This window comes from Paracoccus haematequi (assembly GCF_900631945.1).
Lineage (GTDB): Bacteria > Pseudomonadota > Alphaproteobacteria > Rhodobacterales > Rhodobacteraceae > Paracoccus > Paracoccus haematequi_A.
The window spans coordinates 1-12775 of sequence record NZ_UZWE01000046.1; the positions used below are offsets into that span (position 1 = coordinate 1).

At 60.4% G+C, this 12775-nt stretch carries 8 protein-coding genes and 2 tRNA genes; 2 read left to right on the forward strand and 8 right to left on the reverse strand.

What is annotated here, in order from left to right:
* Nucleotides 1-270: 270 nt before the first annotated feature.
* On the forward strand, nt 271-1629 hold the full coding sequence (locus PARHAE_RS15655; protein ID WP_126155510.1) for a hypothetical protein: 1359 nt from the start codon (nt 271-273) through the stop codon (nt 1627-1629).
* Between the two features lie 370 nt (nt 1630-1999).
* On the opposite strand, the gene PARHAE_RS15660 is transcribed toward PARHAE_RS15655, so the two are convergent.
* The 7 genes from PARHAE_RS15660 to prfB form a co-directional block, all read right to left on the reverse strand.
* Nucleotides 2000-2800 (reverse strand): hypothetical protein, encoded by an 801-nt coding sequence (locus PARHAE_RS15660; RefSeq protein ID WP_126155511.1) that lies wholly within the window; start codon nt 2798-2800, stop codon nt 2000-2002.
* Nucleotides 2800-4074 carry a restriction endonuclease subunit S gene (locus PARHAE_RS21425; protein ID WP_206436991.1) on the reverse strand — a complete coding sequence of 425 codons (1275 nt, stop codon included), beginning with the start codon at nt 4072-4074 and terminating at the stop codon, nt 2800-2802. The genes PARHAE_RS15660 and PARHAE_RS21425 overlap by 1 nt, the downstream gene beginning before the upstream one ends.
* Before the next feature lie 146 nt (nt 4075-4220).
* Nucleotides 4221-6248 carry a type I restriction-modification system subunit M gene (locus PARHAE_RS15670; protein ID WP_126155512.1) on the reverse strand — a complete coding sequence of 676 codons (2028 nt, stop codon included), beginning with the start codon at nt 6246-6248 and terminating at the stop codon, nt 4221-4223.
* A gap of 602 nt (nt 6249-6850) precedes the next feature.
* A tRNA-Ala gene (locus PARHAE_RS15675) sits at nt 6851-6926 on the reverse strand.
* Between the two features lie 177 nt (nt 6927-7103).
* A tRNA-Val gene (locus PARHAE_RS15680) sits at nt 7104-7179 on the reverse strand.
* A gap of 57 nt (nt 7180-7236) precedes the next feature.
* On the reverse strand, nt 7237-8304 hold the full coding sequence (locus tag PARHAE_RS15685; protein WP_126155513.1) for a patatin-like phospholipase family protein: 1068 nt from the start codon (nt 8302-8304) through the stop codon (nt 7237-7239).
* Nucleotides 8305-8370: 66 nt separating this feature from the next.
* Entirely contained in the window at nt 8371-9498 is a 1128-nt protein-coding gene (prfB, locus tag PARHAE_RS15690) for a peptide chain release factor 2 (RefSeq protein WP_126155514.1), read from the reverse strand.
* A gap of 163 nt (nt 9499-9661) precedes the next feature.
* Here prfB and PARHAE_RS15695 point away from each other — a divergent pair, with 163 nt between their 5' ends.
* Entirely contained in the window at nt 9662-10177 is a 516-nt protein-coding gene (locus tag PARHAE_RS15695) for an MgtC/SapB family protein (RefSeq protein WP_126155515.1), read from the forward strand.
* On the opposite strand, the gene PARHAE_RS15700 is transcribed toward PARHAE_RS15695, so the two are convergent.
* Entirely contained in the window at nt 10171-12720 is a 2550-nt protein-coding gene (locus PARHAE_RS15700) for a penicillin-binding protein 1A (RefSeq protein ID WP_126155516.1), read from the reverse strand. The two genes, PARHAE_RS15695 and PARHAE_RS15700, sit on opposite strands and share 7 nt — an antisense overlap.
* Nucleotides 12721-12775 lie beyond the last annotated feature (55 nt).

Consider the following 12775-nt stretch of genomic DNA (forward strand, 5'->3'; position numbering starts at 1 on the left):
TCGACGCGCTCCGAGACATCTGCGGAATGTTCACGCCCGCTGAGTGCTGGAACTACTTTCAGGCAGCTGGCTATGTCGCAGGTTAATCCCGAAACGCTTTAGGGCTGTCCGAAAGGTCGGTCTACAGGGCTCTGAGGGGCTGAGAGAATCAACCAGAGGGATGGCGTAGCGATGACTTCCGCTGTCCCTTTTTGCTGGACCAGAAGCCCGATAGACTGTTGATGTGCAGCGCTTCCATTCTGCCTTTCTAAGATAATCGAAGTCACCGACATGCTGGATAGTTATCTAACGACCGAGGCCACTAAAGACCATCTGGTGGCTGCCCGAATGGCGACCCTCATGCATGAGGCCAAGAGCGACTATGCAGTAGCTTTCCGCAATGTCGTCCTTTCTGAATTGAATCAGTCTAAGGCAGAAAGAGACCTTGCGGCGGGCAAGAGGGCCAGAAGGCCGCAGGTCAAGGAGCTTCAGTCCCATTGCGATACTCTGGACGCGATCCTTGCTGATCTGATCCTGGCGTCCGGTCATAGAGAAGCGCTGGGCTATTGCTACCGGAGCGCCAACCGCCAAGCCTTCAGCAGTTCCGGGACCAAGGCAACCTCAAGGGTCTATGACTGGCAAATGGATAGCCTTGAAGCCCTGGGGCTGGTTGATCGCAAGAAGGGCTATAAAGCCATTGAGGACTTTGAGGGTCCCATTGAAGACTATCGCCGGGCTACGCGGATCAGGGCCACACCGGCATTGGTTGAGCACGCGCAGCGCCACGGCATCACACATGACAACATCAATGATCATTACATCAAGCGCAAAGCCAAGCTGTCCGCCCCTTTGGAACTGCGGGCTGGAAAGCAAAGCGACCAGCGGGGCCGCATTCTATCTTGTCCAAGCACAGCCAAGGCCACAGAGCTGAGGCAACAAGTGGAACGGATCAATGCCATTTATGCCCGTCATAGCTTTGCGGGGATGCCGGAGCCGGTCGTGCGTCGCACCTTCAACTGCGCCGACAGCGAAGGCTTCGACTTCAATAAAGGTGGTCGTCTTTGGGGCGACTTCCAGAACATGAGCCCTGAGGCGCGGAAGAATATCCGCATTAATGGGCAGCCTGTCGTTGAGCTGGACTTGAAGGCGTCGCAGTTGACGATCCTGTATGCCATCACGAAGACACGGATGCCGGATGGCGACCCTTACCATATAGACGGGATGCCAAGATCAGTAGTAAAGGCCATTGTAACGGCGATGATTGGTCTTGGGCATAACAACATCACGCGCTGGCCCACTGAGAGCAAAAAGCGCCTCATGGATGAACTTGGGGGCGAACAGCCAATGACCTCCAAGACCTTCGGGAAGGTCTATCCGATCACGGCGACAGCAGCGAAGGTGTTGAAGCGCCATCCGGTCCTGTATCATCTGTCACCGGGAAAGCTGGACTGGGCCGACCTTCAGTTCATCGAAAGCGAAGTGCTGATCTCGGCCATCCTTCAGCTTGGCGAAGACTGCGACATTCCGGCTTTGCCCCTCCATGACAGCATCATCGTCCCGAAGAAAGACACGGCAATTGGGCGCATGTGCCTGTCTGGAGCATTCAACAGGAAGCTCAGACGCAATCCGCAGATCGAGATGAAGGAATGAAAGAGGGTGGATGGCATGGCCTTGGATCAATAGGGATGGTTTGTTGATGGATGGCAGCGGCAATCACATGACCCCTGGAGGAGCTTAGAGGAACCTAGGGCATTACCGTGAACACTAATGACAGCATGGCCCGGCCTCTTGGGAGGCTTCCAATCTTAGCTTATTGGGGAGCGGACTTCGCTCTGGCTCCGGCGGCGGGCGCTGGGTCGTTTCTAAGCCAAGACAGATAACGTTGCAGTTAGGGGCCTCTGAGGTTGCAAGTTGTAGCATACAAGAACCGTGCGTAGCCAGACCTCGTTGACAGGAGCGTTCATGGCCCAATCAGGTCCTCGCTGCCGCAAAGCGTATACCTGTGTGGCCCCTTCCTGTTTTACTGAATGCGATGTAGGAAGCACATGACAATCCGATAGGCGGGCTCATAACAGCCCATCACCTGTTCATCGGGATCAACTTCTCCATGAAGCAGAGCGTTGCGCATGGCGTAGAGCGTTTCGACTAACCCGGCCAACAACTCTTCGGCTGTGCATTGGAACTGCATGGTTGAAATATCCAATGCAGGGCCGCCGCCTCCTTGAACAAGGTCTGTCATAGGGCGCGGGTTGCAGGCGTCGTAGAACTGGCGAAGTGTTGTGCGCTGCGGGTCTGACAGGTTGTTGATGAACTCGGGCAGGGCGTAAACCTCGTTCGGGTCATAGCGCTCCTGCACATGAGTTAGTTTCACTAGTCCTGTGCGGATCGAGGTTACCGTGACTTCGTAGTTGCCGCCCAGCACCTTGCGTGCGGCATAGCGTTGCCCGTTCCTCTCTTGTTGGTCACGCTGCCAGTTCACCGGCGGATTGATGCAAACTTCGCGGAGCGACACCCGCTCGCGCCGTCCCTTAGGCGTTACTTCTAAGTGGATGGCGTCTAACTTCTGCTGTAAGTCGCAAATCGCCAGCTTTAACCGCTCCGCTTCCGCCGTGCCGTTCTCGTTCGCAAGGAGTGGTAGAACGTGGCGGCGCAGGCGGCTGTTGTGGTGGCGAATGGCGAAGTCAAGCATGGCACGCTCAGTCGCTTGCCCGCTGTCATGGCGATACCACGCATTGAAAGCGGCCCACGCCTTCACGAAGGGACCAATATAGTCGATGTTGGCGCGGCCCATCCAGTCCAGTGCGTGTGGCGGCAGGGCCATCAGGCTGCCCCTTCTACGGCGTCTAAGAAGCCCAATGCGGTGGCTTCGCCATCTTCAATGGCGATCTCCACTGCGTGCTTAGCGGCTTCGAGAAGGTCGTGGGCACAACGCTCTTGCTTAAAAGCGGACAGCACAGCATGGCGAACACTTGCCTGCACATGGTCAGGCGCATCCCAGAACACAATCTTTGCGATATCATTCGGATATAGTTCAATCTGCCCCGAGGACCCCTTAATGTGACGCTCGATTTGAAGCTGGCCAAGTAGGCTGTTCAAGAATACGGCAAGATAGATCGGATCGACGCGGGAGGTGCGTAGGACAGTCACATGATTGTCTGGCAGGGCCTTCTGTTCATGTAGGAATGCCGCTGTGCGCCCAATGGTGCCTACCCCTGTTCCGTTGACCAAAACATCCCCCTTTTTAATGACCACAGGCGAGCCTGCCTCAATGGCCCGGCGGTTATCATCACCAAGGAGCACCTTGTTGGTGCGGACGTGCTTAGAGTTGATTACGGGCAACCCGTCAGTGTCGTAGTTCGGTTGTCGCCCACGACTATTGATCTCGAGAATCGTGCCCAGTTTGACAGCCCCACCAGTTGCCAGAAGTCGCTGTTCGACCTCCTCGAACAATGGGCGGAAATACTGTGCATCCCAACGCCCTGCGGCGAAGACGTCGCTGGCGCGGGCGGTGTAGCTGAGCAGCTCCAGCGGCGTCCAGTCCGCCAGCCCAAGCGCAGCAAGCAGGGCTTCTTCGGCCTTACAGAAAAAATGGCTAACCGCTTCGTTGGCCTCATATGCTGCTTTGGCCAGAGCTCCTATTCGCTTCTCAAGTTGGCTCGAAAAGCGTGGGACCTGAATGCGCTCGATCATCCAGAGGAAGATGTGCTGTTGAATGCTGCCAACTGGCAGTCTGTTTACCTGTATTTGTCCAAAAGACGAGGAGAGGAACGATGCAAGATAGAATGGACAGATTGTATGGGGGATTATCTTTGCAATATCTTGGTTCGAATTTATTGGGTAGTGCCAGCTATCAAGTGCAACGGCTACGCTGCCTACACTTCCGGACATGGATAACAGGACCATACCGGGTGTTACTTCGGATTTATGCAAAAGCTCATGCGCATCCGGGGAGATACGAAGCACGTCAGCAAAGTTTATGAAGTTTCCCGCGAAGTTCGTTCCGCGAAGAAAGGGTATACCCTCATCCTTATACTCGAATTCGTTCGTCAGCGCGTATGCACCAAAACTCCGAACATCGGATGCGACTTCGCGCACCTGTTGCGGGTTCCGGGTAGCAACTAGGGCATCCGCCGCAAGGGCAGTTCTGGAGAAGTAAGCGCTATCTATCCTAATATCGCGATTATCACTCTTGACGGTCGAGAATGGTAGTATCGAGGCTTGCAGCCCCTCCAACAGCGCACTCAGGCGGTTACTGTCGGAGGGGCGGGTCGAAAAAAACTAAACTGCTCCTGTGCCGCAAATTCGTGGAAGGCTTCGGCTATTCCATCACTCGTCAGCCCTTCGTGATTGTATAGGTCGTGGGAGACAATAAAGTGCCCGTGCGTATCGCGCATCAGAGTTCCATCGTCTCGGCGCACATAGACCTTTTCGCCGGAATTGTTGACGCTTTCCACCTGCTGCGTGGTGAAGAAGATGTTGTAGTCCTCGACCTTGCGGCATAGCGGCCCAGCAGCGGGGTTGTCGTTCCACTTTTGAACTAACAGCACGCTAGTCTTGGTTCCGGTGTGCGGCTTGAAGGTGTTTGGGTGCAGCCCAACTACGGCTAGGATGCGGCAGCGTTCCATGATGAACTCGCGCACCCTCTGGTCAGACGAGTTGTTGAACCGTCCCTGTGGCAGCACCACGGCCATGCGTCCACCCGGTTTCAGGAAGTCCAGATTGCGTTCGATGAACAGCAGATCACGTCCCACGGCGCGTTCCAGCTTGCCGTCCTTTTTGTGAGCCAGGTCATACGGAGACAGCATGTCGGACTGCTTGATGTCACCCGCGAAAGGTGGGTTGGCCATCAGCACGTCGAAGCCGAATTGGCGATAGTCGGCTTGCTTCGTGTTGGCGCGCAGCTTACGCAACCGCCGCCAGCCGTCTCCGTAGGTGTCTGCCCATTCGTCTTGCTTTACCGTCTCGTCCCATTTGGTCCAGTCGAGGGTGTTCAAGTGCAGCACGTTTGTTTCACCGTCGCCTGCAATCAAGTTAAGGCATCGGGCGACGCGGACGGACTTTTCGTCGAAATCTATGGCAAACACCTTGTTGCGCACATAATCTTCACAGCGTGGTGGCTTCTGGTCCATCGTGAAGAGATGGCTTTCCTGTAGCCCCAAGTCTGCAATGATATTGCGCCAGACATGAAACATGGTGTGCACGGTAAAGCCCGCTGACCCGCAGGCGGTGTCAATCACCGTTTCATGCTCCTGCGGGTTAAGCATCTTAACGCACATGTCGATTACCCAGCGCGGGGTGAAATACTGACCCTTTTCACCCTTGGACGACTTGTTGACGAGGTATTCAAAGGCGTCGTCGATTACGTCGAGATTCGAGTTGAACAGCTTCCACTCTTCCAGCGATCCGACGCAGACTTGAAGATGATCGGGCGAGAGACGGATGCGTTCGTCGTCGAGAAAAACACCCGGCCACTTCTTCTTTGCTTCGTCAAACAAGTCCTGAATGGCGCGCTTGAGTTGCGCAGCCGTGTTTGTGTTGCGAAAACGTAGGAATGGGTGCTGGCCCCGGTGCGTAGCCATTTCGTCATAGAGTTTCGTAAAGATGAGCTTGAACACCTCTTCGAAAACATCAACCCCGGCATTCGCCAGAACTTCGTTTTCCATGTCCACGATCAACTCACGCAGGGAGCGAGCTTTTGAGCCTTCGCGTTCCCGTTCATTCTCTTTGTCAATAAGAGTCTGAATAGTCCAAGGTTGATCGACAACGTCTTCAATAGTTTGGGTTGCGCGTGGCAGGTAGTGGATCGGGACAAAGTAATTTGGATTCTTACGGTGCCAAACTTCGGCTAGAATGCCGTTGCTCCAGACCGCTAAGGGTGCGCCCGTCGCGTGAGTATAGGAACGCAGTTGCTCCTTTCCATCCCGAAGTTTGGGCTGCTTCACCTCAATGATAATGTAGGGAACGGTCGGGCGATCTGCGTCGAATACAACAATATCGGCGCGCTTTGAACTGTCGCGCCCAAACGTAATCGGATACTCAACTTGAATACGCGAGGCAGGATAGCCAAGCTGTTCTATCAGTCGGGCCAGCCAAAGCTGTCTAGTGCGTTCCTCGGGCTTAAGTTGCACCTCCTTATTGCGAACGAGGCAATTAGCATAAACGACAGACTTGCCCTTCACGTCCCGCTCGAAAGCCCGGTCGTCGAGTGTCCGGTTCTCCTCTTCAGAGAAAAGAACGAATTGGCTGAATTCATTAGTCATTTTGTTCATGTAGCTCGCCCCAGTCCTTCATCGCGTGCTCAACTTCCTGAGCTGTCACGGACGCTTTTTGTCTCTCCTACCCTTCCTAATGACTTGCGCACAAGCAGCAAGCGGCGCCACGAGCCTGTCTTGAGCATCAACACAAGTGCCAGTGCAGTTTCCTTTGCGCCTACCGAGCAAGGATCGTTAGCAAGGCGATGTTCTTGAACTGTGGAAGGCTACTGCACTCGGTCAATTCACAAGTTCGGGGTGTGGCTCGGTATGCCCCCAAGCAGACCCGGCTCCGCCAGAACGACCTTGCATTCGGAAGCATCGGTCTTCACCCGCCGAAGGTCATGGCGCTTGATAATAGTGTGTGAACGGCAGCATCTAGAACGACGTCTGACTTGCAGAGGCCGAAGACCTTCGCAAGTTGTGCCCCTGCATCCGAGAGCATGGCTCTCGCCCAGCGCCTTTGATGTTGGATTGGTGAAAGCCAACAACCCACAGCATCAGTTCGACTACCGGTCTTACTCAGTATGTGGACCATGTGTGGGGTAAACGTGTGGGGGAGGGACGCGCAGTCCCAAATTAAGGCAATCAGGTCAATAGGTTATAAACATGATTAAATTTGGTGGAGCCAAGGGGAGTCGAACCCCTGACCTCTTGAATGCCATTCAAGCGCTCTACCAACTGAGCTATGGCCCCACCGGAGGTCCGCCGCGTCTTTCGATGTGGCGTGCGGGGTCTATAGGGGGGTGCGCAGCAGGGTGCAAGCGGAAAATTCCGGCGCCGGGAAAGATTGTCGCCCGACCTTCGGTCCCCCGGAAGGCGGCCGGATCAAGGGGCCTCGGGATCGCCGTGGCAAGGGGGCATGGGAGGGCATGGTGGGCGGTGAGGGACTCGAACCCCCGACATCTTCGGTGTAAACGAAGCGCTCTACCAACTGAGCTAACCGCCCGCCGGGCCGGGTTCTAGCGGCTGGCGCAGGGCTTGGCCAGCGCGAACTTGGATGCGGTCAGCCGATGATCCCGGAACCGGCGAACAATGCGGGCAGATCGACGGTATCGTGGCGGTTCAGCGCGTCGGCGTGGTTGTTCAGGAAGGTGTCCGCCGCCACCTGCCCCGCCAGCTTCATCCGCGCCAGGAGGCCCGGCGCGGGCATCAGCTTGGAACGCGCGGAAAGGTCGGTCATCAACTCGTCGTCCAGGATCATGTGGATCAGCGGATTCTTCATCGCCCGGTTCTGCAAACGATCCTCGGCGAATAGGCGCTTGACGAAGTTGATCGCCCGCAGATCCGCCATCAGGGACGCGTTGAAGCTGACCTCGTTCACGCGGTCGGCGATCTGGGCGGGCGTGCGGGGAATGCCGTCCCGCAGCAGCGGGTTGATGTTCACGATCACGATGTCGCGGGGCAGTCGCGGATCATAGAGCGGGAACATCGCCGGATTGCCGGTGAAGCCCCCGTCCCAGAACGCTTCAAGATGGCCGGTATCGGGATCGCGGATCTCGACCGCGCGGAACAGGTTCGGCAGGCAGGCCGAGGCCATGACGGCATCGGGGGTGGCGGCCGCGCGGGTGAAGACCCGGATCCGGCCGGTGCGCACATTGGTGGCGGCGATGAACAGTTGCGGGCCACGGTCGTTGCTGAAATCGGGATAGGGCAGATCCCGCAGCACCGCCGCCAGCGGATTGACATAGAAGGGACCGTAGTCATAGGGGCTGAAGATCCGGGTCAGGTTCTCCAGCCAGGCCGCGGGGGAAAACAGTTCCGCCGCCCGCTCGGTCCCCTGGGGCACGGGAAAGACCGAATACATCCACCGGACCAGGCGGTTGTCGCTGCGCTGTCCGACCTGCGCCCACAGGTGATCCAGATTTTCCTGTGCCGCGATCCGCCCGGCGCGGCCCGCGCTGCGCGACAGCCCGCCTTTCAGCGCCGCGCCGTTCAGCGCCCCGGCCGAGGCGCCGCTGATCGCGTCGATGGTCAGCCAGTCCTCGTCCAGCAGCCGGTCCAGGACGCCCCAGGAAAAGGCGCCATGCGCGCCGCCGCCCTGCAAGGCCAGGTTGATGTGCTTCTGTTCCATCGCTGTCCCCGTCTTTTGCAGACGCAGCATAGCGGTGAAAGCGGCGCGGTCCATCCCGCGCGGGAATCAGTCCTCGGCGTTGGCCTCGGCGCGGCTTTTGCCAGCCACGTCCAGGGCCAGGGTCGCGGCCATGAAGGCGTCCAGATCGCCGTCCAGGACGCCCTGGGTGTCGCTGGTCTCCTCGCCGGTGCGCAGATCCTTCACCATCTGGTAGGGATGCAGGACATAGCTGCGGATCTGGTTGCCCCAGCCCGCGTCGCCCTTGGCGGCGTGCTGGGCGTTGATCTCGGCGTTCCGCTTGTCCAGTTCCATCTGATACAGGCGCGATTTCAGCGCGGCCATGGCGTTGGCGCGGTTCTGGTGCTGGGATTTTTCCGACGAGGTGACGACGATGCCGGTCGGCAGGTGGGTGATCCGCACGGCGGAATCGGTGGTGTTGACGTGCTGCCCGCCCGCCCCGGACGACCGATAGGTGTCGATGCGGATGTCGCGGTCGGGGATGTCGATCTCGATATTGTCGTCGACGACCGGATAGACCCAGACGCTGCTGAACGACGTATGCCGCCGCGCCGCGCTGTCATAGGGGCTGATGCGGACCAGCCGATGCACACCCGATTCGGATTTCAGCCAGCCATAGGCATTGTGCCCGCTGACCTTGTAGGCGGCGCTGCGGATGCCCGCCTCGTCGCCCGCGGTTTCGGACAGAAGCTCGACCTCGTAGCCCTTCTTCTCGGCCCAGCGGACATACATGCGCGCCAGCATCGAGGCCCAGTCGCAGCTCTCGGTCCCGCCTGCGCCCGCGTTGATTTCCAGAAAGGTGTCGTTGCCGTCGGCCTCGCCGTTCAGCAGGGCTTCCAGTTCCTTCTGCGCGGCCAGTTCGGCCAGGGATTTCAGGTTCGCTTCGGCCTCGGCCACCAGGTCGGTGTCGCCCTCTTCCTCGGCCAGTTCGATCATCTCGGCATTGGCGGACAGGTCGCCGTCGATGCGGCGATAGGTCTCGATGGCGTCAGACAGCGCCTGGCGTTCGCGCATCAGCTTCTGCGCGCGGGCGGGGTCGGACCACAGGTCGCCCGCCTCGATCATGGCGTTCATCTCCTCCAGCCGATGGGGCGCGGTCTGCCAGTCCATCCGCTGTCCCAGCAAGGTCAGCGACTTGCGGATGGATTCGATGGTGGACTGCGTCTCGGCGCGCATGGGCGGTTCCTCGGGTTCGGACAGGCGGATTCAGGCAGGCGGCGTCAGGTCCGGGGTGATACCGCGCGCGGGGCCGTGGGGCAAGGGCCGGGGGACCGCCCTGCAACCGCCCGGACGCGGCGCACGTTACACCCTGTCGTCGCAAAACCGTCATGGACCGCCCATGCCCCTGATCCAGGATCTGTTCCAGCCGCTGCAATCCATGCCTCTGCCCGCCGTCGCCATGCGGCTGGCCCTGGCGGTCGTCCTGGGCGGCCTGATCGGGTGGGAGCGCGAGGTCAGCGCCCGCGCGGCGGGGTTGCGCACCCATATGCTGATTGCGCTGGCCGCCGCCATGTTCACGGTCGTCGCCATGGAGTTGACGCATTTCCCCGCCGACGAACAGGATGTGCTGCGGATCGACCCCCTGCGTCTGATCGAGGCGGTGACGGCGGGCGTGGCCTTCCTGGCGGCCGGGTCGATCATCTTCAGTGGCGGCAGCGTGCGCGGCGTCACCACCGGGGCGTCGATGTGGCTGGCGGGGGCCGTCGGCCTTGCCTCGGGGACGGGGGACGGGCTGCTGGCGGTGATGGGAACCGCCCTGGCCGTAGTGATCCTGTGGATGGTGCGGATCATCGCCACGCCGGTCCATCGCAGGCCGGATCCCGGCGACCATCCCGACCCGGAAGGCCGTCAGTAAAGCCCGCCCGAGGACATGGTGCCGAAATCCGTCTGCCGGGGGATCACCCGGCGCTCTCCGGTCGAGGTGGTGATCGATGTGCCGCTTCCCGATCCGGCGCCTGCCTGCCAAGGCAGCACGACCTCTCCGTCGCCGAATCCCGACACGATCAGCGGCGATCCCCAGTCGGGGTCGGTGCCGTCGCGGAAATATTCGGCGACCACGTTCGGGCCGGTGGCGTCGTCCGACAGCCGCTGGCCGGTGCTGCGGTCGATCTTGACCCAGTATCCGCCGGGGGGGACCGCGAATTCCGTGCCGCCGAATTCCGCCACCGCCTTGCGCATGAAGGCGTTGAAGACCGGCACGCACAGCGTGCCGCCATAGGCGTTCTCGCCCAGGCTGCGCGGCTGGTCGTAACCCAGGTAACAGCCCGCGACGATATTCGACGAATAGCCGATGAACCACACGTCCTTGGCGTCGTTGGTAGTCCCGGTCTTGCCCGCGATCGGCACCGGCAGATCGACGCCGCTGCCCGATCCGCGTTCCACCGCGCCTTCCAGCATCGAGGTCAGCTGATAGGCCGTCACCGCGTCCATCACCCGTTCGCGGTTGGTGTCGATCACCGGCCCCTGCCCTGCCGGCAGCGCCTGCTGGCCGCAGGTTTCGCAGACCCGCTGGTCGTGGCGATAGATGGTGCGCCCGCGCCGGTCCTGCACGCGATCCACCAGCGTGGGTTCGACCCGCTCGCCGCCATTGGCGAACATGGCATAGGCCGCGACCATCTTGAACAGCGTGGTTTCCTGCGCGCCAAGCGCATTGGCAAGGAACGGCTTCAGGTCGTCATAGACGCCGAAGCGTTCGGCATATTCGGCCACGCGCTCCATGCCGATGTCCTGGGCGATGCGGATCGTCATCAGGTTGCGCGACATCTCGATCCCCGTGCGCAGGGGGGTGGGGCCGTAATGCTTGCCTGACGAGTTCTTGGGTTCCCACAGGCCGAAAGGGGTGTTGATGCTGATCGGCTCGTCCACGACGATGGTGGCGGGGGTATAGTTGTTGTCCAGCGCGGCGGCATAGACGAAGGGCTTGAAGCTGGACCCCGGCTGGCGCTGCGCCTGCGTCGCCCGGTTGAAGACCGAGGACTGATAGCTGAACCCGCCCTGCATCGACAGCACCCGGCCGGTATTCACGTCCATCGCCATGAAGCCGCCCTGGATTTCCGGCACCTGCCGCAGGGTCCAGCGGATGAAGCTGCCGTCGCCGTCTTGCGTCATCGCCCGCACCAGCACCACGTCGCCCACCGTCAGCAGGTCGCCCGCGACCTTGGCGCGCGGGCCAAGCCTGCCGTCGGGGCCGCGCTTGCGCGCCCATTGCACGTCGGCCGCCGGGATCCAGTGGCCGTCGGCGTCCTCCTCGATCCCCTCGATGCCGATGCGGGCGTCGCTGGCGCCGACCTCCAGCACCACGGCGGGATGCCAGCCGGGAATGTCGCGCGGCACCTTGGCTTGCCACAGCGCGCCGCGCCAGGCTGCCTCGTCCGTCAGCTGATCCGCCGGGATCGTCTCGCGGGTGCCGCGCCAGACGCCGGTGCCGCGGTCGTATTGCTCCAACGCCTCGCGCAGGGCGTCGGCCGCCGCCGATTGCAGATCCGGGTCCACGGTCGCGCGGATGGTCAGCCCGCCGCCGAAGAATTCCTCGTTGCCGAACTGCGCGGACAGCTGGCGGCGGATTTCGTCGGTGAAATAGTCGCGCGGCGGCAGTTGCTGGCGAAAGGCCGGGTAATCGCCGTTCTGCACCGATTTCAGCGGCAGCTTCGCCTCGGACTGATAGGTCGCCTCGTCGATATAGCCGTTCTGCCACATTTCCCGCAGCACATAGTTGCGACGTTCCGTCACCCGCTCCTTGGCGGTCACGGGGTGGTAGCGGCCCGGCGCCTGGGGCATCGCGGCCAGCATCGCGGCCTCGTGCGGGGCCAGTTCGGTCAGCGACTTGTTGAAATAGGTCTGGGCGGCGGCGGCCACGCCGAAACTGTTCTGGCCCAGGAAAATCTCGTTCAGATACAGTTCCAGGATCTGGTCCTTGTCCAGCGTCCGTTCCAGCCGGGAGGCCAGGATCAGTTCCTTGACCTTGCGTTCCACGCTGCGATCCGAGGACAGCAGGAAGTTCTTCATCACCTGCTGCGTGATCGTGGACGCCCCGCGCACCGACGACCCGCGCGAGGCGACCGCCTGCCAGGCCGCGCCGACGATGCCGCGCACGTCATAGCCGGGATGGCTGTAGAAATTCTTGTCCTCGGCGCTGATGAAGGCGTGCTTCACCAGGTCGGGGATCTCCTCGATGGGGACGAACAGGCGGCGTTCCTCGGCGAATTCGTCGATCAGGCGGCCTTCGCCGGAATAGATCCGGCTGATGGTTTTCGGCGTGTACTGGGCCAGCGTTTCATGGCTGGGCAGGTCGCGCGAATAGATCCAGAAGATCGCGCCCAGGGTCAGGGCGATGAAAAAACTGGCGGTGACGAACCACGAGAAGATGGCACCGAAAAAGGACAGGACGCTGCGCAGCAAGGAAGGGGCCTTTCAGGGACTCGGCCCCGTCTATAGCGGCGCGGCCGGTTCCGGT

Coding starts and splice junctions, on each gene's coding strand:
- PARHAE_RS15685 (WP_126155513.1), bottom strand. CDS start 8,304: ATGGAACAGAAGCACATCAACCTGGCCTTGCAGGGCGGCGGCGCGCAT.
- prfB (WP_126155514.1), bottom strand. CDS start 9,498: ATGCGCGCCGAGACGCAGTCCACCATCGAATCCATCCGCAAGTCGCTG.
- PARHAE_RS15695 (WP_126155515.1), top strand. CDS start 9,662: ATGCCCCTGATCCAGGATCTGTTCCAGCCGCTGCAATCCATGCCTCTG.
- PARHAE_RS15660 (WP_126155511.1), bottom strand. CDS start 2,800: ATGGCCCTGCCGCCACACGCACTGGACTGGATGGGCCGCGCCAACATC.
- PARHAE_RS15670 (WP_126155512.1), bottom strand. CDS start 6,248: ATGAACAAAATGACTAATGAATTCAGCCAATTCGTTCTTTTCTCTGAA.
- PARHAE_RS15655 (WP_126155510.1), top strand. CDS start 271: ATGCTGGATAGTTATCTAACGACCGAGGCCACTAAAGACCATCTGGTG.